The organism is Bradyrhizobium sp. 35, assembly GCF_023073215.1.
Taxonomy (GTDB): Bacteria; Pseudomonadota; Alphaproteobacteria; order Rhizobiales; family Xanthobacteraceae; genus Bradyrhizobium; species Bradyrhizobium canariense_D.
On the sequence record NZ_JADPJC010000163.1, the window covers coordinates 41,805 to 61,074 of the forward strand.

Below are 19,270 nucleotides of genomic sequence, written 5' to 3' on the forward strand. Positions count from 1 at the left end.
CAAGGACCAAAACCATGCTCCTCACCCGCCACAACCTGCCGAAGACCATCCCTGATATCGCTGCGCTCGACGATCTCCTGTGCCGGCCGACCGAGGCATTGATCGACGACCTCGCCCGGGTCGACGGCGACATCATGATCCTCGGCGTCGCCGGCAAGATGGGGCCGACGCTTGCGGGGCTTGCCAAGGCCGCAGCGCCCGATCGCCGTGTCATCGGCGTCGCCCGCTTCAGCGACGCCGGCGTCAAGGACTGGCTGCACGCGCGTGGCGTCGAGACTATCAATTGCGACCTAATGGACGAGACCGCGATTCAGGCGCTGCCGAAGGCGCCCAACATTGTCTTCATGGCCGGCCGCAAATTCGGCGCTGAGGGCGATCTCTCGCTGACCTGGGCGATGAATGCGCACGTGCCGGCGCTGGTCGCACAGGCCTTCCCGTCGTCGCGGATCGTGGCGTTCTCGACCGGCTGCATCTATCCCTTCGTCCCCGTCGACGGCAAAGGATCGGGCGAAGACATGGCGCCGAACCCACCCGGCGAATACGCGCAGTCCTGCGTGGGCCGCGAGCGCATGTTCGAGTATTTTTCGCGCAAGTTCGGAACGCCCGGGCGGCTGTTCCGCCTCAACTACGCGATCGACATGCGCTATGGCGTGCTGCACGACATCGCCTTGAAAGTGCTCACGGGCACGCCGATCGACCTCAGCATCGGCCATGTCAATTTCATCTGGCAGGGCGATGCATCGTCCCAGGCGCTGCGCTGCCTCGCGCATTGCACAGCGCCGACCTCGCCGATCAATGTCAGCGGCCACGAGATTTTGGCGGTGCGCGACCTCGCAGCAAGATTCGGCGCCAGGTTCGGCCGTATGCCGGTGCTGACAGGAAACGAAGAGCCGACCGCGTGGCTGACCGACACGTCCAAGGCAGTCGAGCTTTTCGGCCTGCCGGTCGTCGACACCGAGCAGCTGATCGCCTGGACGGCGGATTGGGTGTCGCGCGCCATGCCGAGCCTCGGCAAGCCCACCAAATACGAGGTGCGCGATGGACGCTACTGACGATCCGCGCATCATCCGGCTTGGCGTCGAGGATGCTGCGGCGGGCCTCGCGCTCTCGACAGAGGCGCACTGGAACCAGAATGAAGACGACTGGCGGTTTTTCCTAAGCGACGGCGTCGCGTTCGGCATCCGTGATGGCGCGCAACTGGTCGCGACCGCGGCGCTCCTGCCCTACCCGGGCGACAACGCCTGGATCAGCATGGTGCTGGTGACGGCAAGCCATCGCCGGCGCGGTCTCGCCACGCGGCTCGTCGATGCCTGCCTGGCGATGGCGCGCGAACGCGGCCTGACGAGCTGGCTCGACGCAACCCCGGACGGTGCTGCCGTCTATGGGCCGCTCGGGTTCACGCCGACCCTGCAATTGCGCCGGCTCAAGCTGGTGAAATCGGCATCCGCGTCCGGGCAGGCACCTTCATCCGCGACGCTCGACGCGCTCCGCGCGCGCGACCGGCGCGCCACGGGCCTCGATCGAACCGCCCTGCTCTCCAACTTCGCGCAGCGTTCCGGCTCGCGCATCGTCGCCGCGAACGGCGCCATCGCGTTGGTGCGCGACGGACGTACCGCGCGCCATATCGGCCCGCTGTTTGCCGACGACACCGCAGCCGCGCTGACCCTGGTCGATGCCATCGCGCGATTGGAGACCGGGCCGCTGCTGCTCGATGCCGTCGCGTCGCACGCCGCGTTCCCTGAAGCATTGACCGCATCGGGCTGGAGCATCGAACGGCCGTTCCAGCGCATGCGGTTCGGCCCCGCCACTGCCGCAGGGGAAGACATGCCATTCGCCGTCGCCGGCCCTGAATTCGGATAGGACATCATGCACCACAGCCAGATCAACAGCGAGATCCGCAAGCTGATCGCCGACGGCACCGTCCTGCCGGCGCATCCCCTCGCGCTCACCGCCGAACGCCAGCTCGACAAAAAGCATCAGCGCGCGCTGACGCGCTATTACATCGACGCCGGCTCCGGCGGCCTTGCGGTCGGCGTGCACACCACGCAGTTCGCGATCCGTGACGTCGGCCTCTATCGTCCCGTGCTCGAGCTCGCCGCCGAGACGGCGGCGAACTGGACCAAGCGTCCGCTGGCGCTGGTCGCGGGCCTCGCCGGTCCGACTAGGCAGGCCACCGCTGAAGCCCGCACCGCGCGCGACATCGGCTATCACGCAGGGCTCCTCAGTCTCGCTGCGATGAAGGGCGCGTCGGAGGACGAGATCATCGCGCATTGCGCAGCGGTCGCAGCCGAAATTCCGCTGGTCGGCTTCTATCTTCAGCCGGCGGTCGGCGGCGTGGTCCTGTCGAGCCGGTTCTGGCAGCGCTTTGCCTCGATCGACAATGTCATCGCGATCAAGATCGCGCCGTTCAACCGCTACCGGACCCTTGATGTTTTACGCGGCGTCGCAGCAGCCGGCGCGCTCGACCGCGTTGCGCTCTATACCGGCAATGATGACCACATCCTGCTCGATTTGATGCTGCCGTTCGACCTCCGCGACAACGGCGTCACCACGCGCACTTATTTCAAAGGCGGCCTGCTCGGCCACTGGTCGGTGTGGACGGCGAGCGCGATCAAACAGTTCGAGCGCTGCAAAGCGGCACGGCACAAGGACAGCGTGCCGGCCGATTTGCTCGCGCTCGATGCCCGCGTCACCGATTGCAACAGCGCTTTCTTCGACGTCGCCAACGATTTTCACGGCTGCATCGCCGGCTGCCATGAGGTGCTGCGACGGCAGGGCCTGATGCAGGGCCTGTGGTGCCTCGATCCGAACGAGGGCCTGAGCCCCGGCCAGAAGGACGAGATCGAGCGCGTGTACCGCGAGCATTCCGACCTCAGCGACGACGCGTTCGTGGCCGCAAACTTGGATAAATGGCTGGCATGAGCTCAAGCCCCTTCATCAGCCTGCACGGCGTCCGCAAGGTCTATCGCAGCGGCGGCGCCGAATTCCTCGCGGTGTCCGACGTCACCATGGACGTGCAGGAGGGTGAGCTGGTCTCGCTGGTCGGCCCGTCCGGCTGCGGCAAGACCACCGTGATGAAGATTTTGGCCGGCTTGCACGACGCCGACGGCGGCACGGTGAAGATCGGCAACGCCAAAAGCCCGTTCGATCCGACCCGCGACATTGGCATGGTGTTCCAGCAGGCGTTGCTGCTGAAATGGCGGACCATCCTGGACAACGTGCTGCTGCCGGCAGAGATCGTCGGTCTTCCGATGAAGGCCGCGCGCGAGCGGGCGCGCGATCTGCTCAATCTGGTGGGTCTTGCCGGCTACGAGCAGAAATATCCGCGCGAGCTGTCCGGCGGCATGCAGCAGCGCACCGCCATCGCGCGCGCCTTCATTCACGACCCGAAACTGATCCTGATGGACGAGCCGTTCGGCGCGCTCGACGCCTTGACGCGCGAGCAGATGAATCTGGAGATGCTGCGGATCTGGCGCGAGAGCGGCAAGACCATCATCTTCATCACGCACTCGATCCAGGAGGCCGTGTTCCTGTCCTCGCACTGCGCCGTGCTGACGGCCGGACCTGCGAAGATGGCCGATTATTTCCCCATCGACCTGCCCTTCCCACGGGCTTTGCCGCTGAAGACGACGGACGCGTTCGGCGCCTATGCGCGCCGGATCTATGAGAAGCTGGGGCTGGGGGCGGCTTAATTCAGCGCACGATAGATGCCATAGGGTGGGCAAAGCGACTTGTCCGCCGTAGCTCGAAGAGCGAAGGCGGAAGCGTGCCCACCATGGCGAGTCAAGCAAGCAGTGGTGGGCACGGCGCAAGTGCGCCTTTGCCCACCCTACGGGAGTTTGCGCGATCAAGCCTTGTTGCGCATCTTGCCGAGCAGATAATTGTCGTAAAAATTCTCCGCGATCTGCGTGTAGAACAGCAGCTCCTTCATATAGGCGTCGTGGCTTTCCTTGGTGCGCTTGAACAGGTCGCTTTTGGTGGCGAGCTCGTTCAGATGGTCCTGGGTCGCGGTGTAGCAAGCCTCCAGCACCGGCTGCGGAAACGCCTTCAGCTCCGCGCCATTGGCGATCAGCCGCTTCAGCGCCGCCGGATTCACGCTATCGTATTTCTCGAGCATCCAGGCGCCCGCGGCCGACGCGGCCTGGTTGACGATCGCCTGGTACTGCTTCGGCAGCGAAGCCCACTTCTCGTCGTTGACGATCATGTGCAGCATGGCGCCGCCTTCCCACCAGCCGGGGAAGTAGTAATATTTGGCGACCTTCTGGAAGCCGAGCTTCTCGTCGTCATAGGGGCCGACGAATTCGACTGCGTCGATCGTGCCCTTCTCCAGCGCCGGATAGATGTCGCCGCCCGCGATCTGCTGCGGGACCACGCCGAGCCGCGCCAGCACATGACCACCCATGCCGGCGATGCGGAATTTCAGGCCCTTGAGATCGTCGACGGTCTTGATCTCCTTGCGGAACCAGCCGCCCATCTGGGTGCCGGAATTGCCGCAGAGGATGGCGTGCGCCTTGAACGGCTTCAGCGCCTCGTTGGTGAGGTCGGCGCCGCCGCCGAAATGCCACCAGGATTCCTGATGGCGATGGTTCATGCCGAACGGCGCGCCGGTGGCATAGGCCAGCGCCGGCTCCTTGCCGATGTAGAAATAGAGCGGGGTCTGCGCCATGTCGACAGAAGCGGTGCTGACCGCATCGAGCGCCTGCAGGCCGGGAACGAGCTCGCCGGCCGCGAAGGTCTGGATCTGGAATTTGTTGTCGGTGGCCTCGGCAACATATTTCGCAAAAGTCTGAGCGGTGCCGTAGATAGTGTCCAGCGACTTCGGGAAGCTCGAGGTCAGGCGCCATTTGATCTCGGGCGCGCTTTGCGCGATCGCAGGTGCGGCAACCAGCGTCGTCGCGCCGGCAACCGCGCCGCCCTTGAGGAATGTACGGCGTTTCATGATGGTCTCTCCCTGAACTATGTTTCAACGTATCGGCTTGAGCGCGATCGTCGCAGACCATGGCCTGTTGCTATAGCGGAGTTCAACTAGTGAGCGGTAGCCCGGATGGAGCGCGGCGCAATCCCGGAATCTTCCCAAATTTCCCGTGTCGCTCTCAGAGCAGCTTGGCGCTCACAAACAGCGCGCGCACGGCGTTGGTCGCCTGCACCACGAGCATGGCGTTCTCGGCGGCGCCTTCGAGCGCCGCGACCGCGTCTTCATGCAGCGAGCGGAATTCCATCCACTCGACCGATTTGAAATTGGTGAGGAATTGATAGGCCTGGCCGACGGTCGCGATCGCCAGCGTGTCGCCGTTCAGCTTGATCTTGAACGTCGTGCGCAGCGGGGTCTCGGAACTTTGCGGATCACTCATGGGCTGCTTCTGGACGATGACGGCTTAACGAAAGGAAAACGGCAGCCCCGCCGTAGCAGGCCAATATCCGGAGCAGATATCAGGACTCGGTGCTCGCGCGCTGCGAGGCGGTCGCCGATGGGGTCAGCCTCGGCACCACGACCAGACGGTTGAACTCACCGTTGTCGTAGGCTTTCATGAATCGATCATAGTCCTTGATCGAAACGCAGCCGTTGGAGTCGCCACGAGGCCCGAGCATGTAATTGTGGGTGAGCAGGCCGACGCGGCCGAGCGCGCTGGTGCCCTCGGCGGGCGTCAAGCGCAGTGCGCGGACGCCGTGAAACAGTTTTTCGCGCGGCTTCAGGTCGTAGGTCGCAGGCGGGGTCGCGCCAACCATGCGCTGGTCGACGTGCTCCGGGTCGTCCATCAGCGCGCCCATGCCGGAATGCGCTTCCAGCGCGATGCCGCTCGGCAGGTAAAGCGCCTTGGCCGAGATGTCGTAGACCGCGGTGCGCGAATCGTAGCCAAGCGCGGCGAGATCCGGCGCCTTGCCGAACAGGCCGCTGTCGGGCGTCAGCGAGGCCAGCCTGATCTTGTCGGTGAATTTTTCGAAGAAATTGCGGTTGTCGACCCGGGGGTTGGTCTCGGCATAAGCCTGGCTCGAGGCAATCTGGGCGGAGATGTCCGCCTGGGGCGGGCGCGAGCGCGGCATCGGGATGGCGTCAGCACGCTGCGATTGTCTCGTCTCCTCGGACATATGCCGGTCGTCATCGGTCAGGGTCGAGCGCCAGTCGTCGCCCTGGAGCTTCTGGGCGAGCATCGCCTTGGCATTGCGCAATTTGAGCTGGACTGCATTGACCGCGGAGCGCTCCAGCGTTCGCAGGCCGAGCTCGCGGGCGGGCGGACTGCTGGAAGCCGAAGCGAATCGATCATCGAACGAAGGCGCATTGGCCGGCGGCAGTGCGGCGGTGACCAGCGAGGCCGAACCGCCGATATCCGCGACCCAGGCGGCAGCGCCCAGTGCCAGCGCGACGGCGGCCAGAGACAGCAATATCGTCTCGGCTCGCCCAATACGGCGGCGCGACAATAGCCCCTCGGCTCGTGTCCGGTCGGAAACCATCAGATCCCCAAAATCGACCCCCGAGGGGACCCACCCCCACCCGGAGATTCTCTACCAGCTACCACATTGGGAGCCAAAAGTTAGGCATAATCGCGGCCGGCAAGGGTCCGGCAAGCCATTCCAAGGTATCCCAAGGTATCTTATGACCGATCCGTTCGATCAAGAGCGCTTTGTCCGGGCCCAGGACCCGGTCTATGGCGACGTCCAGGGGGAGCTGACCCGGGGCCGAAAGCAGAGCCACTGGATGTGGTTCGTCTTCCCGCAGGTCGCCGGTCTCGGCTTCAGCGCCATGTCCCAGCGCTACGCCATCACCTCCCGCGCCGAGGCCCAGGCCTACCTCGTCCACCCCATCCTCGGTCCGCGCCTGATCGAATGCACGCGGCTCGTGCTCGCCGTCGAGGGCCGGACCATCAACGCCATCCTCGGCGCGCCCGATGATGCCAAATTCCGCTCGTCGATGACGCTGTTCGACGCGGTGTCCGATGAGCCCGTTTTCGACGAGGCGCTCGCCCGGTATTTTTCGGACAAGCGCGATCAGGCAACGCTCGATATCCTCGCGGCCCTTGACCGACAGCCCAAGTGACCGCAGCCACCAGCGTAAACCCGGGATTAACATCGCCTGCCTATTGTCCGTGCAAATAATTTCCCGCGCCAGTTGCCGGACAGAATCATGAAAATCGGTACGCTCCTGACCACCGCCATCGTCTCGCTCTCGACAGTGGGCGGCGGCCTCGCCGTCTACGTCGCCGTGACGAAATACCAGACGATGGAACGGATCACCGAAGCGCAGGGGCGGCTGGCGATCGTCCGCGCCGTCAGCGACATCCCGCGCTACCTCAATCCCGAGCGCGGCTTTTCCACCAACATCCTCTATGGCCCTCCCGCGGTCGACCCGGCGCTGCTTGCCGAGCAGGACAAGCTGCGCAAGCAGACCGATGCCGCCCGCGACAGGATGAACGCGCTGCGCAAGGACCTGCCCGGCCCGTTCGATGACGGCAACACCACCGGCGGCAACATCGACGCCATCAATTCGAAGTTCACGGCGCTGCGCGAAGCCATCGACAAGGCGATGGCAGGCCCGCCGGAGGCGCGCAAGGATGCCGCCAAGAAGATCGTCGCCGACAACGCCGTGCTCAACGCCGGCGTGACCGCGCTGCTCAACGAGCAGGTTCGCCGCATGGCGATCCTCAACGGCGATGCCTACCGGCAGGCAAGCTACGCCAACATCGCGATGACATTGCGCGACGTGGGCGGCTTCAACTCCAGCCTGCACAAGAATCTCGTCGGCGGCAAGAAACCGGCGACCGATGCCGAGAAGGCCGAGATCAGCCGCTCGCAGGGCCGCAACGATCAGATCGTGATGTCGCTGCTGGAGTTGCGCGGCAATCCCGCAACGCCGGCGAACGTCGCCGCCGCGCTGGAAAAATTCAACGCGATCTACATCGAAGAGTTCGGCCGCGAGCTCAAGCTGGTGAAGGAGGGTGCGGTCACCGGCAAGTACGAACACGACATGGACACCTATTACACCGCCACGCAGCGCGGCCTCAGCACCATTATCGAGGTCCGCGACGCCTTCTACGACAACGCCGAGCAGATTCTCGCCGGTGCCTCCACTGCGGCCCACACCAGCTTCACCATCGCACTCGCGGGACTCCTCGCCGCGCTGATCGCCAGCGCCGGCCTCATCGTAACGGTCCGCCGCCGCGTCTGCGCCCCGATCGTCAACCTGACGACGCGGATGTCGCGGCTTGCCGAAGGCGAGGTCACGAAAGAGATTCCCGGCGCCGAGCGTTCCGATGAAATCGGTGCCATGGCCGCGGCGGTCCGGGTCTTCAAGGACAACATGATCAGGGCCGACAGCCTCGCGGCCGAGAAGCAAGCCGAGAACGACGGCAAGATGCGCCGCGCACAGGCGCTCGACGGGATCACCCGCGCGTTCGAAGCCAAGGTCACCGAGCTCGTCGGCGGCTTGTCCCGCGCTTCAGCCACCATGGAAAGCACGGCGCAGTCGATGACCTCGACGGCTGCCCAGACCAACAGCCAGGCCGCCGTCGTCGCCGCCGCCTCACAGCAGACATCGAGCAACGTGCAGACGGTCGCGAGCGCCACCGAGGAGCTGACCTCTTCGATTTCGGAGATCGGCCGTCAAGTGGCCCAGTCCACCGAGATCGCGGCCCGCGCCGTCGACAACGCCCGCCGCACCGGCGACACCGCCCGTGCGCTGGCCGAGGGCGCGCAGAAGATCGGCGACGTCGTCACGCTGATCCAGAGCATCGCCGAGCAGACCAATTTGCTGGCGTTGAACGCGACCATCGAGGCCGCCCGCGCCGGCGACGCCGGCCGCGGCTTCGCGGTAGTTGCTGCCGAGGTGAAATCGCTGGCGGGCCAGACCGCCAAGGCCACCACCGAAATCTCCGAGCAGATTTCGGCGATCCAGGCCGCGAGCGACGAGACCGTCACCGCGATCCGCAACGTCGCCGACGTCATCGGCGAGATCGACCAGATCGGCACCGCGATCGCGGCCGCGATCGAGGAACAGGGCTCGGCGACCAAGGAGATCGCCCGCAGCGTCCAGGAAGCCGCGCGCGGCACCCAGGAGGTCAACACCAACATTTCAGGCGTGCAGCGCGCCGCCGACGACACCGGTACGGCCGCGCGGGAGGTGCTGGGCGCAGCCGAGCAGCTCTCGTCCCAGTCACGCGATCTCGCCGGACAGTTCGACCGCTTCCTCGGTGAGGTCAGGTCGGCGTAAGGGCTTAGTACGGCGGCGCCTTGCGCGCCCGCTGCGCCTTGGCCGCCTCGATCCACCATGCGAGATCGTCGGCGAAGCGCGGGAACGAGCGTTCCAGCGCTTTGCCGCCCTCGCCGATCGGTTCACCCGCTTCCGACAGCGTCTGTGCGATCGGGCCGACGCCGATGGTGCTCGACACCACCACCATGCCCATCTCCGACAACGTGCCATGCCAGGCGGTCGAGGCACGCGCGCCGGACAGGCGGCCGGCCGAGTAGCTCACGATCGCGGCTGGGCGCCAGAACCACTCCTCGAGGAAGTGGTCGGTAAGATTCTTCAGGCCCGGCTGGATGCCCCAATTGTATTCGCCAGTGACGAAGACGAAACCATCGGCGCCGCGGATCTCTCCGGCGAGCTTCTCCAGCGCCTCGGGTGCGGAGCCCTTGGGGTATTCCTTGTACATGCGATCGAGCATCGGCAGGCCGATCGCCTTGGCGTCGATAAACACGACGTCGTCGCCGCGGGCGCGCAGGCGATCGATGACGAAATTCGCCAGGCGTATGCCCATGCGGTCGGAACGGTAGGAACCGTAGAGGACGAGAATGCGATTGCTCATGGGCAGCAGTCTAGCACGGATCATCAGGCCGGCCCTCAACGTTTTGACGCGCTAAGTTCGCCGTCCGGATTCAAGCGTTTGCGACGGTGTCTCGCCGAACTGGTCGCGATAGCTTCTGGAGAAGTCGCCGAGATGCCAGAAGCCGAACGCCAGCGCGACGGCCTTGACACTATCGGCACCCGCGAGCAGCCGCTGACGCACCAGCCACAGCCGCCGCAGGCGCAAGTAGCGGTGCAGGCTCATTCCACGATAGCGGCGGGCGACGTCGTGCATGGTGCGAACGGACAAGCCGAGTTTGCGCGCGATCTCGTCGCTGTAGATGGGCAGCGAGAGGTCGTCGGAAAGCAGCGCGCGGATGTCCTGAAAGACTTTGAAGTTGCGCTCGTCATTGGGGCGCAGGGTCCATCGCGCGGGAACGATACTTTCGAAAATTGCGTCCACAGCGCCGAGCAGGGTCTCCTTCATGCCGGCCGCCTTCAGCGGCAAGTCGGGCGAGGCGACGGGCTCCGACGCGGCTTCCAAGACTTCCCGGACCACACCGCGAAGCCGGCTCAAGCCCGCAGCGGTCGTTTCGAAGATGTTGAAGCAGAGGGTTGCTTGTGGCCAGCCGCGATCCGTCACCTCCGGCCTGAACACCACCGAGGCGATTTGCCGCTGCACCTCCTCGATGATGGTGTAAGCCGCGCCGCCGCTGCCGATGACGATAACGGGTCGTATACGCCGCGCGCCGTTGAATCGAACGGTCACGTCCAAATCGTCCATCGTGAATCCGATCGCGGTACAATTCTCGACGAGCTGTGCGTCGACGACCCGCGGAAATGCCCGCGTCAAATTCACGTCGCAGCCGGGTAGCGACAGAATACTCTGCTCGGCCGAAATCCTCCGTACAAAAGGCGTGAACTCGAAGTCGAGCCCTCGTATGACGTTTCGAAATTCATCGACGTCGGTGAAGCGAAATACCTTTGGCGCCAGCGTCGGCGGATCATCACTTCTATTCATGGCAATGTGAACTTCGCGTCGCAACACACGCGTCCGGCGACGATGCCGGCCCGCTTCTGCGCTCCGTGTGCCTTAAGTCTGAAAGAATCACTTCGAACTATGCCGACCAGTTGGCGAGCGTCGAAGTCCAAGGACAAGGCGGCGCATCAAATCTCGCCAATTTTCGATAGCGTTTTCCGTGTGGCCGGCGGTGCAGATATACCTAGACGAGCAAAATCCAAACTTCAAATTAACGTCTGTCGGGCGGAATAGGTGCAGTTCGATAGTCCAAATTAATTTTAGGTCAGGCCCCTGCCATGATGGCAAATTCGCCTGCTGATATTCTTGCTGAATTGGAAGAGGTGGTCGCAACCTACCCACCGCACCGTTGCGCACGCATTCTCGCCGGCATGGTGCAGTTGCTCACTGGCAGCCGCGGCCAGTGCCGGGAATTGCTCGTCAACGTGGTCGACGGTGTTCTGCTGCGATTGACGGAACGGGTCGAGGCCAGCGCACTGGTTCAGCTCAGCACGGCGCTCGCGGAACTTGACATCGCGCCTCCCGAAACATTGTGGCGTCTCGCCTCGCACGATAGTCCGGACGTGGCATGTCCTGTGTTGCTCAAGTCGCGTGCACTTTCCGCAGCCGATCTCGAGGCTGTCATTGACTCCCGTGGCGAGTGGCATCGACGCGCGATCGCCGCGCGCAGCGACATCGCGCCGACGGTGACTGAGGCGCTGATCAAGCACGGCGGCCCGATCTGCCTTGACCTGATCAAGAACCAGGGAACGAAATTCTCCGACGCAGCCTATGCAGCGCTAATTGCCAAGGCCGACCAGGACGGCGAGATCGCGAAGGCGCTGGTGCTCCGGCCCGGCACGCCCGATCTGGTCGTGCGCAAGCTGCTCTCCGCCCCACCAGCCCGGAAGGCACCCGCCCCGTCCGCCGCAGCGCCGGTGCCGGAAGCGGAGCCGGCTCCGCCAAAGCGGCCTTGCCGGGCCGACTACGCGGGCGCGAGGCCCGAGATCGTCGCCCTCAACCGCATCGGCAAGCTCAACGATTCCACGGTGAACCGCTTTGCGATCCGCGGCGAGACGGCCAATTTATTCACGGCGCTCTCGGTGCTTTCAGGGGCGCCGCTCGAAATTATCGAGCATGTCGCGAGCGATGACGATTGCGAGGGGCTGGTCATGGCGTGCCGGGCGTCGCGGCTAAACTGGCAGACCACCCTTACCATCCTGAGCAACCGCAGCGGAAAAAGGCTCTCCTATTCCGAGCGCGAGCGCGCGCAACGGATCTTCGAGACGCTGCTTCTGTCCACCAGCCAATGGACAGTGCGATGGGGGCAAATAGTAGCAAACGCCAGCACAGGCGACCCGAGAAATGGCAGCCCGAAGATGGGGGTTAGCCGATGAAGTTCGACGGTCGCAAAGCGATGCGCGTAAAAATGGATCACAAGCAGCCTGTCAATCTAATGGGCTCGGACGGCACTTGGCGGCGCAGTTGCGTTTTGCTCGACATATCGCAAAGCGGTGCAAAGATCGAGGTCGAGGGCACGCTCGACGTGCTCCAGGCCAAGGAATTCTTCCTGCTGCTGTCCTCGAGGGGGCTCGCCTACCGGCGCTGCGAACTGGTCTGGATCGACGGCACCACGGCCGGCGTGCACTTCGTCACCGCAGACGGCAAGAAGAAACCGGCAGCCGCTGTGCAGGCTGCCGCTCAGAGCAAATAGGCCCAAGGATTCATCAGCCCGATCCAACTCCAGCATGATTCAGGTCAACCTTGCAGAACGCGCGAACTATATCCCGCCCCGTCAAAGGCGACGGCGGCATCCGAGAGAAGGAAGCGGCACGCCCATTCGTGCATGTGCTGGCTGACTCCTCGGAAAAATTGTCGAGCGTCTGTTCGATTCTCGAGCAACGGTTTGCCGTCGCAGGCGAACGGCTCGACGCAGAAGCCAAGCTGTCCCAGATGCCGTTCGCGATCGTCATCCGTGCGGAATTGCGTGACGTCCACACCATCGCGGCCATCAAGAAACGAGCCATAAAGTTCGCAAAGGCAACGAAGCGCATCTTCCTGGTCGAGCACCCCTCTCACGTGAGTATCTCGCAGGCCTACGCGCTCGGGGCCACGCTCGTCCTTCCCGGGACGATCGACAAGATCAAGCTGCTGGCAGCGCTGGCTGATTCCGCCGAAGAGGCGTCTGCTTCCTCAGGTCAGGAGCCGCAGCAGGACAATGCCGTCGAGGCCGCGGCGACGGCGATCGCGTCGATGTTCACGGCCGTCGCGCTCGGCGAGCCCATCGATGTCGACGGCACGAAGGAAGCCGGCCGCAAGATCGCTGATCGCATCACCCAGCATGGCTTGTCCGAGTGGCTCACCACTGTGCGGCGCCACCACGAGGGAACCTACCAGCACTGCCTGCTCGTGACCGGCGTTGCGATCGACTTCGGACTGAGTCTCGGTGTGGGCCGCGCCGATCTCGAGCGGCTGTATTCGGCGGCCATGTTCCACGACCTCGGCAAGGCCCGGATCCCGCTTGCCATCCTCGACAAGCCCGGCCGTCTCGATCCGGCCGAACGTGCCATGATCGAGACTCACCCGATTGCGGGTTACGATTTCCTGAAAGACCACGACAATATCTCACCGGAGATCCTCGATGCCGTGCGGCATCATCACGAATTTCTTGACGGCAGCGGCTATCCGGATGCACTCGGGGCCGAGAGTATTGGCGACATCGTGCGGATTCTCACGATCTCGGACATCTTCGCGGCCCTGATCGAGTATCGGCACTACAAGCCGACGCTGCCACGCAGCGAAGCCTATGACATCCTATGCGGGATGAGCGGAAAGTTGGAGAAGGCGCTGCTGACCGCGTTCAGGCAGGTCGCTCTCACGAGGTAAGCGCAGCAACCCGTCTCGACCCCAGTCTAGTGCGCGGCGCGATGTCTGGTGCGGCGCGGAACGGTCCGGCAGGCGAGCCCTTCGGCCAGCAGCTTCATGTCCTCGTGCCGGCCGCTGCGGATCAGCCGGCCGAACTCTTCGGGTGTGAAAGGAAGACTTGGATCATCATCGATCGGACGCCGCACTCGCGGGCCGAAGAACCGTCGAACCAGGCTAGCGAGCCGCCGCATGTCAATTCCCTCGCGCCAGCATCAAACCTTTCAGTCCGCACATTGTTCCTCCTGCACGATCGAGATTGCAAGAGGCCGCCAAGCGGTCCGCACCAAAAATTTCGGCGAGAGAATAATCTCCTCTGCCCGCACTACTCGGCGAATCCGACGTAGCGCACGAAATCGTCGTTGCCCTCGCGATCGGAGCGCACCGCGTTCGCGGCAAAGTTGTCGTCAGGATAGCCCATCGCGACGCAGGTCATGATCACCTCGTCCTCCGGAATGTTTGCGACCTCGCGCACGATGTCAGAGCGCATGATGCCCTGCCCGTTGATCACCGAACCGAGACCGCGGTCCCAGGCCGCGAGCACGATGCCGTAGCAGAGCGCGCCCAGGTCGAAATGGCAGACCGCGCCGGGATCGAGCACGCGGTCATAGGTCAAGACCAGCGACACCGGCGCATCGAACTGGCGGAAGCCGCGCAGCACCCAGTCCTGCCGCATCGGCTTGTCGTCGCGCGCGATCCCCATCGCGCCGAACAGTTTCTTGGCGACGTCGACTTGCCGGGTCCGGTGCACGCCCTGATACTCGCCGTGACTGACGATGTCGCGCTTCACCTTGGCGCCGCCAACCATCTCCTCCATGTTGCGTCGGCGCAGCTGTTCCAGCGGACCGCCCGTGAGCACGTGGACGTGCCAGGGCTGGGTGTTCATCGACGAGGGCGCACGCTTGGCGCTGTCGATGATCGCTTCGATCACCGCGCGCGGCACCGGCTCGTTCCTGAAGCCGCGCACGCTGCGGCGCGACTGGACCAGCGTTTCGAATTCCACCTCAAGACCTCCCTGCCCGTTCATCCCCTGGCGCGCCAACACGCGAGCGGTTGCCGATGCGGCGCGCAATATCTATGCTAACCCGCAAGCAAGACCAAGAACCCTGTGAGGATCCCATGAAAGCCAACATGGCTGCACCGCTCGATCCCGTCATCGCCCAGATCATTCCGCTGCTGCCGATGCGCGATGCCACGACGATGACGCCACAGAGCGCCCGCGATTCCTTGCGTGCACTGGCTGCCTCACGCGCGGCCATAGCGCCACCACCGGTCGACATCATCGCGGATATCAAGGTGAAAGGCGGCGCCGGTCCGCTGGATGCACGGGTCTACCGCGTCGGCACCACGCCGGCGCCGACCGTGGTGTTCTTCCATGGTGGCGGCTGGGTGGCGGGCGACCTCGAGACCCACGACCGGCAGGCACGCAACCTTGCGATCGAGACGGGCGCGGCCGTCGTCTCCGTCGATTATCGCCGTCCGCCCGAAACGCGTTTTCCCGGCGCGTTCGAGGACGCCTTTGCCGCGGTCAGCGACGTGTTTGGCCGCGTCGCGGAATTTGGCGGCGATGCAAAACGCTTCGGCGTTGCCGGCGACAGCGCCGGCGGCAATCTCGCCGCCACCACCGCGATCGCCTGCCGCGACGCCGGCATCAAGCTCGCGGCGCAACTCCTGGTCTACCCCGTGACCGACGTCCTCGGGAGTTATGCGGACGCGCGCGAGAACGCACGCTTCCCCTCGCGCGCCGAGAATGCCGAAGGCTACTTCCTCTCGCGCGCCGTGATGGAGTGGTTTTGCGGTCATTATCTCGCCGATCCCTCTCATGCGACCGACTGGCGCGTTTCACCGCTACGCGCGGCTTCGCTCGCCGGCGTCGCGCCCGCGATCGTCACCACCGCCTGGTTCGATCCCCTGCGCGACGAAGGTGCAGCCTACGCACGGGCGCTGGAGGCAGCCGGTGTGCCGGTGAAGCATCATGAAGGCCCCGGCCTGATCCACGGCTATTTCGGCCTCGGCGACGCCTCCGAGGTGGCGCGTGCCGAAGCGCAGCGCGCACGCGCGGACTTCAAGGCGCTTCTCGCGCGCGGCGCCTGAGGGCGATATCCGGAGCGGCAGGATCGACCGCCGCGCCGGGCGGCGTTCAGGACTTGGCAGCGGGCACCTCGAAGAAGCCCGTCGCCTGAACGAGGCGGCCATCGTCGCCGAAACGGCCGAAGCTCTCGCCCGTGACGAACACGCGACCGGCGCCGTCATACATCGTCCAGCGAAAAAGCCCTTGATCATGGTGCTCGAGGAAGCTGTCATTCCTGAAATGCGCGCCAGGAAACTTGAGCTGGGTTTGACCGATGCGCGCCATCAAGGCGTCGCGTCCCTCAACCTGCGAGCCCGGATCGGTATACACGCAGTCCGCGACCACGCTTTGCTCGAGCAGCCGACGCCGCTCGTCCTCATCGATGGGTCCCCACGCCGCCTGATAGGTGTTCCAGGTCTTCAGTCGCGCTTCATCGTTCATCTCGCAGAACCTCTCGTGGCCTCATGCCGCTTTCGGTCACATTGACAATTATTGATATTTTGTCAATATGACCCGACGTTCAGTTCCGACGCTTGTGAGGCTCATGGCTCGTTCCAGCATTTCGAAAGAAGAGCTCGCCGTCGAGGCTGCGACGGAGGTCTTCTCCCGCTATGGCCATGCCCGCACGACGATGGGCGACATCGCCGCCAGGGCGGGAATGTCGCGGCCGGCGCTGTATTTGCTCTTCCCCGACAAGGACGCCGTGTTCGCGGCGGTGATCCAGCGAATGGACGAGCAGAAGCATCGGGAGATCAGGGCCGCAATCGCGCGCCTCGACGGCCTTCACGCCAGGCTGCTCCACGCCTGTAAATCCTGGGGATCGCATGGCTTCGACCTGATCGAGGCGCATCCCGATTCGGCAGATCTGTTCGACCTCCGTTTCCCCGCAGTTCGGAAGGTCTACGACAACTTCCAGTATTTGGTCGCCGACCTCATCCGCGATCAGGTGAAGGCCGCCGGGATAGCGGTCGAGCCGGAGGTGCTGGCGCGATGCCTGGTGTTCGGCATGCGGGGACTGCGCGAAACAGCCAGGAACGGCAAGGAGATGCGGCGGCTGATCGCCGTTCAGGTCACCACGCTCGTCAGAAGCATCAATGACGGCACTTGAGCTTCGAAGAGCCGCCTACCGCGCCTTCCCCGCCCGCTGCGCGTCGGTGTGCCCCCACGTTTGGTCCCAATCCTGACCGGCGGCATCGACGACGCGGCCGTCGGCTTCGAAGAACTTGTTCGGCACCTGGAAGATCGCCAGGATCAGGGCGCCCTCCGGGCACCAGGCGGCATGCCGGCTGCCCGCCTCGCGCCAGATGAATTCGCCGGCCTTGCAGGTAATCCCCTTGGCCGGTCCCTCGTTGTCGACGAGAGCGCCCTCGATGACATAACTCTGCTCGACGCCGACATGCTCGTGATCGGGCAGCACCGATCTCGGCGCAAAGCGCATCAAGGCCGTCATCAGACCGCTGCTGCGATCGAACAGCAGCGTCTTGGCCTCGCAGCCGGGAAAGCGCGTCTTCTGCCATTCCATCTCTTGCGGCCGAACCAGGTGAGAATGCCGGTCAGAAGCGGCATCCGGCATGTTCGCAATCAGGGTCTCCATTACGATGCTCCCTTTCGGCTAAACTCGCCTGAAGCTATCAGGATCGCCCGTCCCGGTCAGCGAGCAGTGCAGCAGGCGTCGGCCCTTTCGTACCCGCGGTCGGAAAATCGCCAGCAAGACCGGGCGGCAGGCGCTCATCCAGCTTGATTGCGCCACGATTTCCGGCTCCAATCCGCGTGCCATTTCTGGTTTAGGGAGACAATCATGATGAAGCGGATTTTCCTGGCTGCGATCGTTGCCACGTTCGCAGCGGGTTCGGCCCTCGCGGAGGACACCTGCGAAAGCAAGGCGGTCGGCAAGGACGGCAAGGCCCTGGCTGGCGCCGCCAAGACCTCGTTCATGAAGAAGTGCAAAGCCGAAGCCTGCGCGCCCAAGGCCGTCAGCGCCGAGGGCAAGCCGCTCGCCGGCGCCGCCAAGAACAGCTTTATGAAGAAGTGCGAGATGGGCGCGTAAGGCGCCGCAAATTCGCTGCTGCTTTAGCGAGCAATCGCCAGACGAACTGCCACATGGCCGGGCTTGTCCCGGCCATTCGCGTGTGTGTTTCCGTGTACCGGCTTCCAGACCAAATCATCCGAAAGCAGCGTCGCCCTAGACAGGAGCTCTCGACTGACCGATCATGCGGTGCCGAGCGAAACGGGGCGCATCGACAAGGCTTTCTAGCAAAGGGAACGTCAAGATGTGGCAACCTCGAGTGCGTCATCACTTCATCGCGGCAATGAGCTTGCTCTTCGCGCTGCTCATCGGACTTGAAGCCGCGAACGCGCGGGGCCCGGGACTGCCCAACGTCATGGTGCTCGCAACCGGCGGCACGATCGCCGGCAGCGGGGCGAGCAGCACCACCGTGGTCGGCTACACCGCCGCCACGGTGGGCATTGAGACGCTCCTGAATGCCGTCCCCGAACTGAAAACGGTGGCTAACGTCAAGGGCGAGCAGGTTTTCCAGATCGCCAGCGAGAACATGAACAATGACTACTGGCTCAAGCTTGCCAAGCGCGTCAACACGCTGCTCGCGCAGGACGACGTCGATGGCATTGTGATCACGCACGGGACCGATACGATCGAAGAAACCAGTTATTTTCTGGACCTCGTCGTCAAGAGCAAGAAACCTGTCGTCGTCGTCGGCGCGATGCGGCCGTCGACGGCGATCAGCGCGGATGGGCCGATCAACCTCTTCAATGCGGTGATCCTCGCAGGCAGTGACGAGGCCGTCGGCAAGGGCGTGCTCGTTGCTCTCAACGATCAGATCAACGCGGCTCGCGATGTCACCAAGAACAACACCTCGACGGCGGACACCTTCCGTACCCCGGAACTCGGCTTTCTCGGCTACATGCAGGGCAACAAGCCGTACTTCTATCGTCAATCGACGCGCCGGCACACGGCGGACTCCGAATTCGACGTCTCCAGCCTCGATGTCCTGCCGCAAGTCGACATCGTGTACGGCTACGCCAACATGAACCGGGTCGCGATCGACGCGTTTGTCGCCGCCGGGGCCAAGGGGATCGTGCATGCCGGCGTCGGCGACGGCAGCCTGGCTCGCCCCGCGGTCGAGCCAGCCCTCGACGAGGCCCGCAAGAAGGGTGTCGTGATCGTGCGCAGCAGCCGGGTCGGCAACGGCATCGTCGCGCGCAACGGCGAGGCCAAGGACGACGAGCATGACTTCGTCGTCTCGGATACGCTCAATCCTCAAAAGGCGCGTATTCTGCTGATGCTGGCGCTGACCAAGACGACCGACACCAAGGAAATCCAGCGGATGTTCTATACGTACTAGAGCATTCGACGCGCGGTCGCTCCACGAACTCGTCATGCCCGGGCTTGTCCCGGGCATCCACGTTCTTGTTTCGTGCAGCCATGGTCGTGGATGGCCGGGACAAGCCCGGCCATGACGGCGAC

At 64.2% G+C, this 19,270-nt stretch carries 22 protein-coding genes; 13 read left to right on the forward strand and 9 right to left on the reverse strand.

Going from position 1 to position 19,270, the window contains the following annotated elements; all coding sequences use genetic code 11:
* The first annotated feature begins 14 nt into the window (after nucleotides 1–14).
* The 4 genes from IVB36_RS38300 to IVB36_RS38315 are packed head-to-tail and all read left to right on the forward strand — an operon-like array spanning nucleotide 15 to nucleotide 3,692.
* Entirely contained in the window at nucleotides 15–1,052 is a 1,038-nt protein-coding gene (locus tag IVB36_RS38300) for an NAD(P)-dependent oxidoreductase (RefSeq protein ID WP_247394908.1), read from the forward strand.
* The gene (locus IVB36_RS38305) at nucleotides 1,039–1,860 is read left to right on the forward strand and encodes a GNAT family N-acetyltransferase (RefSeq protein WP_247394910.1); all 822 of its coding nucleotides are present in this window, start codon (nucleotides 1,039–1,041) and stop codon (nucleotides 1,858–1,860) included. Before IVB36_RS38300 ends, IVB36_RS38305 begins: the two co-directional genes overlap by 14 nt.
* 6 nt (nucleotides 1,861–1,866) lie before the next feature.
* The gene (locus IVB36_RS38310; RefSeq protein WP_247394912.1) at nucleotides 1,867–2,922 is read left to right on the forward strand and encodes a dihydrodipicolinate synthase family protein; all 1,056 of its coding nucleotides are present in this window, start codon (nucleotides 1,867–1,869) and stop codon (nucleotides 2,920–2,922) included.
* A complete protein-coding gene (locus tag IVB36_RS38315; protein WP_018454552.1) occupies nucleotides 2,910–3,692 on the forward strand; it encodes an ABC transporter ATP-binding protein in 783 nt (260 codons plus the stop codon). The genes IVB36_RS38310 and IVB36_RS38315 overlap by 13 nt, the downstream gene beginning before the upstream one ends.
* Before the next feature lie 155 nt (nucleotides 3,693–3,847).
* Here the strand turns inward: IVB36_RS38315 and IVB36_RS38320 are convergent, their stop codons facing one another.
* The 3 genes from IVB36_RS38320 to IVB36_RS38330 form a co-directional block, all read right to left on the reverse strand.
* Nucleotides 3,848–4,939 (reverse strand): substrate-binding domain-containing protein, encoded by a 1,092-nt coding sequence (locus tag IVB36_RS38320; RefSeq protein ID WP_247370926.1) that lies wholly within the window; start codon nucleotides 4,937–4,939, stop codon nucleotides 3,848–3,850.
* A gap of 154 nt (nucleotides 4,940–5,093) precedes the next feature.
* Entirely contained in the window at nucleotides 5,094–5,351 is a 258-nt protein-coding gene (locus tag IVB36_RS38325) for a hypothetical protein (protein WP_007609546.1), read from the reverse strand.
* 79 nt (nucleotides 5,352–5,430) lie between these two features.
* Nucleotides 5,431–6,381: a DUF2778 domain-containing protein gene (locus tag IVB36_RS38330; protein ID WP_247394914.1), complete on the reverse strand. Its 951-nt coding sequence runs from the start codon at nucleotides 6,379–6,381 to the stop codon at nucleotides 5,431–5,433.
* 211 nt (nucleotides 6,382–6,592) lie between these two features.
* Here IVB36_RS38330 and IVB36_RS38335 point away from each other — a divergent pair, with 211 nt between their 5' ends.
* Both IVB36_RS38335 and IVB36_RS38340 read left to right on the forward strand, forming a co-directional pair.
* On the forward strand, nucleotides 6,593–7,033 hold the full coding sequence (locus tag IVB36_RS38335) for a DUF1810 domain-containing protein (RefSeq protein WP_247394916.1): 441 nt from the start codon (nucleotides 6,593–6,595) through the stop codon (nucleotides 7,031–7,033).
* An 87-nt stretch (nucleotides 7,034–7,120) separates the two neighbouring features.
* Nucleotides 7,121–9,202, forward strand: a complete 2,082-nt coding sequence (locus tag IVB36_RS38340; RefSeq protein ID WP_247394918.1) for a HAMP domain-containing methyl-accepting chemotaxis protein — start codon at nucleotides 7,121–7,123, stop codon at nucleotides 9,200–9,202.
* 4 nt (nucleotides 9,203–9,206) lie between these two features.
* Here the strand turns inward: IVB36_RS38340 and IVB36_RS38345 are convergent, their stop codons facing one another.
* Together IVB36_RS38345 and IVB36_RS38350 are read right to left on the reverse strand one after the other, a co-directional pair.
* Nucleotides 9,207–9,797, reverse strand: a complete 591-nt coding sequence (locus IVB36_RS38345; protein WP_085353019.1) for an NADPH-dependent FMN reductase — start codon at nucleotides 9,795–9,797, stop codon at nucleotides 9,207–9,209.
* A 51-nt stretch (nucleotides 9,798–9,848) separates the two neighbouring features.
* Nucleotides 9,849–10,796: an AraC family transcriptional regulator gene (locus tag IVB36_RS38350; protein ID WP_247394920.1), complete on the reverse strand. Its 948-nt coding sequence runs from the start codon at nucleotides 10,794–10,796 to the stop codon at nucleotides 9,849–9,851.
* 296 nt (nucleotides 10,797–11,092) lie between these two features.
* Between IVB36_RS38350 and IVB36_RS38355 the strand changes: the two genes are divergently transcribed.
* Genes IVB36_RS38355 through IVB36_RS38365 form a run of 3 tightly spaced genes read left to right on the forward strand, consistent with a single transcriptional unit; the run spans nucleotide 11,093 to nucleotide 13,679 of the window.
* Nucleotides 11,093–12,190 (forward strand): DUF2336 domain-containing protein, encoded by a 1,098-nt coding sequence (locus IVB36_RS38355; RefSeq protein ID WP_247394923.1) that lies wholly within the window; start codon nucleotides 11,093–11,095, stop codon nucleotides 12,188–12,190.
* Nucleotides 12,187–12,507, forward strand: coding sequence for a PilZ domain-containing protein (locus tag IVB36_RS38360; RefSeq protein ID WP_247394926.1), 321 nt, complete (start codon nucleotides 12,187–12,189; stop codon nucleotides 12,505–12,507). Before IVB36_RS38355 ends, IVB36_RS38360 begins: the two co-directional genes overlap by 4 nt.
* Before the next feature lie 50 nt (nucleotides 12,508–12,557).
* On the forward strand, nucleotides 12,558–13,679 hold the full coding sequence (locus IVB36_RS38365; RefSeq protein WP_247394927.1) for an HD domain-containing phosphohydrolase: 1,122 nt from the start codon (nucleotides 12,558–12,560) through the stop codon (nucleotides 13,677–13,679).
* 26 nt (nucleotides 13,680–13,705) lie between these two features.
* Here the strand turns inward: IVB36_RS38365 and IVB36_RS38370 are convergent, their stop codons facing one another.
* Together IVB36_RS38370 and IVB36_RS38375 are read right to left on the reverse strand one after the other, a co-directional pair.
* Nucleotides 13,706–13,909: a hypothetical protein gene (locus tag IVB36_RS38370; protein WP_018456356.1), complete on the reverse strand. Its 204-nt coding sequence runs from the start codon at nucleotides 13,907–13,909 to the stop codon at nucleotides 13,706–13,708.
* Between the two features lie 131 nt (nucleotides 13,910–14,040).
* Entirely contained in the window at nucleotides 14,041–14,718 is a 678-nt protein-coding gene (locus tag IVB36_RS38375; RefSeq protein WP_219683897.1) for a nitroreductase, read from the reverse strand.
* A gap of 128 nt (nucleotides 14,719–14,846) precedes the next feature.
* Here IVB36_RS38375 and IVB36_RS38380 point away from each other — a divergent pair, with 128 nt between their 5' ends.
* Nucleotides 14,847–15,809: an alpha/beta hydrolase gene (locus IVB36_RS38380; RefSeq protein WP_247394941.1), complete on the forward strand. Its 963-nt coding sequence runs from the start codon at nucleotides 14,847–14,849 to the stop codon at nucleotides 15,807–15,809.
* Between the two features lie 46 nt (nucleotides 15,810–15,855).
* On the opposite strand, the gene IVB36_RS38385 is transcribed toward IVB36_RS38380, so the two are convergent.
* Nucleotides 15,856–16,227, reverse strand: a complete 372-nt coding sequence (locus IVB36_RS38385; RefSeq protein WP_018456353.1) for a nuclear transport factor 2 family protein — start codon at nucleotides 16,225–16,227, stop codon at nucleotides 15,856–15,858.
* A gap of 103 nt (nucleotides 16,228–16,330) precedes the next feature.
* On the opposite strand from IVB36_RS38385, the gene IVB36_RS38390 reads away from it, so the two are divergent.
* Nucleotides 16,331–16,894 carry a TetR/AcrR family transcriptional regulator gene (locus IVB36_RS38390; RefSeq protein ID WP_247368655.1) on the forward strand — a complete coding sequence of 188 codons (564 nt, stop codon included), beginning with the start codon at nucleotides 16,331–16,333 and terminating at the stop codon, nucleotides 16,892–16,894.
* A gap of 15 nt (nucleotides 16,895–16,909) precedes the next feature.
* On the opposite strand, the gene IVB36_RS38395 is transcribed toward IVB36_RS38390, so the two are convergent.
* Entirely contained in the window at nucleotides 16,910–17,380 is a 471-nt protein-coding gene (locus IVB36_RS38395; protein ID WP_247368657.1) for a cupin domain-containing protein, read from the reverse strand.
* Nucleotides 17,381–17,584: 204 nt separating this feature from the next.
* Between IVB36_RS38395 and IVB36_RS38400 the strand changes: the two genes are divergently transcribed.
* Together IVB36_RS38400 and IVB36_RS38405 are read left to right on the forward strand one after the other, a co-directional pair.
* The gene (locus IVB36_RS38400) at nucleotides 17,585–17,833 is read left to right on the forward strand and encodes a hypothetical protein (protein WP_018456350.1); all 249 of its coding nucleotides are present in this window, start codon (nucleotides 17,585–17,587) and stop codon (nucleotides 17,831–17,833) included.
* Nucleotides 17,834–18,056: 223 nt separating this feature from the next.
* Nucleotides 18,057–19,148 (forward strand): type II asparaginase, encoded by a 1,092-nt coding sequence (locus IVB36_RS38405; RefSeq protein WP_275974687.1) that lies wholly within the window; start codon nucleotides 18,057–18,059, stop codon nucleotides 19,146–19,148.
* Nucleotides 19,149–19,270: the final 122 nt, after the last annotated feature.

Coding starts and splice junctions, on each gene's coding strand:
- IVB36_RS38300 (WP_247394908.1), top strand. CDS start 15: ATGCTCCTCACCCGCCACAACCTGCCGAAGACCATCCCTGATATCGCT.
- IVB36_RS38305 (WP_247394910.1), top strand. CDS start 1,039: ATGGACGCTACTGACGATCCGCGCATCATCCGGCTTGGCGTCGAGGAT.
- IVB36_RS38310 (WP_247394912.1), top strand. CDS start 1,867: ATGCACCACAGCCAGATCAACAGCGAGATCCGCAAGCTGATCGCCGAC.
- IVB36_RS38315 (WP_018454552.1), top strand. CDS start 2,910: ATGGCTGGCATGAGCTCAAGCCCCTTCATCAGCCTGCACGGCGTCCGC.
- IVB36_RS38320 (WP_247370926.1), bottom strand. CDS start 4,939: ATGAAACGCCGTACATTCCTCAAGGGCGGCGCGGTTGCCGGCGCGACG.
- IVB36_RS38325 (WP_007609546.1), bottom strand. CDS start 5,351: ATGAGTGATCCGCAAAGTTCCGAGACCCCGCTGCGCACGACGTTCAAG.
- IVB36_RS38335 (WP_247394916.1), top strand. CDS start 6,593: ATGACCGATCCGTTCGATCAAGAGCGCTTTGTCCGGGCCCAGGACCCG.
- IVB36_RS38340 (WP_247394918.1), top strand. CDS start 7,121: ATGAAAATCGGTACGCTCCTGACCACCGCCATCGTCTCGCTCTCGACA.
- IVB36_RS38345 (WP_085353019.1), bottom strand. CDS start 9,797: ATGAGCAATCGCATTCTCGTCCTCTACGGTTCCTACCGTTCCGACCGC.
- IVB36_RS38350 (WP_247394920.1), bottom strand. CDS start 10,796: ATGAATAGAAGTGATGATCCGCCGACGCTGGCGCCAAAGGTATTTCGC.
- IVB36_RS38355 (WP_247394923.1), top strand. CDS start 11,093: ATGATGGCAAATTCGCCTGCTGATATTCTTGCTGAATTGGAAGAGGTG.
- IVB36_RS38360 (WP_247394926.1), top strand. CDS start 12,187: ATGAAGTTCGACGGTCGCAAAGCGATGCGCGTAAAAATGGATCACAAG.
- IVB36_RS38370 (WP_018456356.1), bottom strand. CDS start 13,909: ATGCGGCGGCTCGCTAGCCTGGTTCGACGGTTCTTCGGCCCGCGAGTG.
- IVB36_RS38380 (WP_247394941.1), top strand. CDS start 14,847: ATGGCTGCACCGCTCGATCCCGTCATCGCCCAGATCATTCCGCTGCTG.
- IVB36_RS38385 (WP_018456353.1), bottom strand. CDS start 16,227: ATGAACGATGAAGCGCGACTGAAGACCTGGAACACCTATCAGGCGGCG.
- IVB36_RS38390 (WP_247368655.1), top strand. CDS start 16,331: ATGGCTCGTTCCAGCATTTCGAAAGAAGAGCTCGCCGTCGAGGCTGCG.
- IVB36_RS38395 (WP_247368657.1), bottom strand. CDS start 17,380: ATGGAGACCCTGATTGCGAACATGCCGGATGCCGCTTCTGACCGGCAT.
- IVB36_RS38400 (WP_018456350.1), top strand. CDS start 17,585: ATGATGAAGCGGATTTTCCTGGCTGCGATCGTTGCCACGTTCGCAGCG.
- IVB36_RS38405 (WP_275974687.1), top strand. CDS start 18,057: ATGTGGCAACCTCGAGTGCGTCATCACTTCATCGCGGCAATGAGCTTG.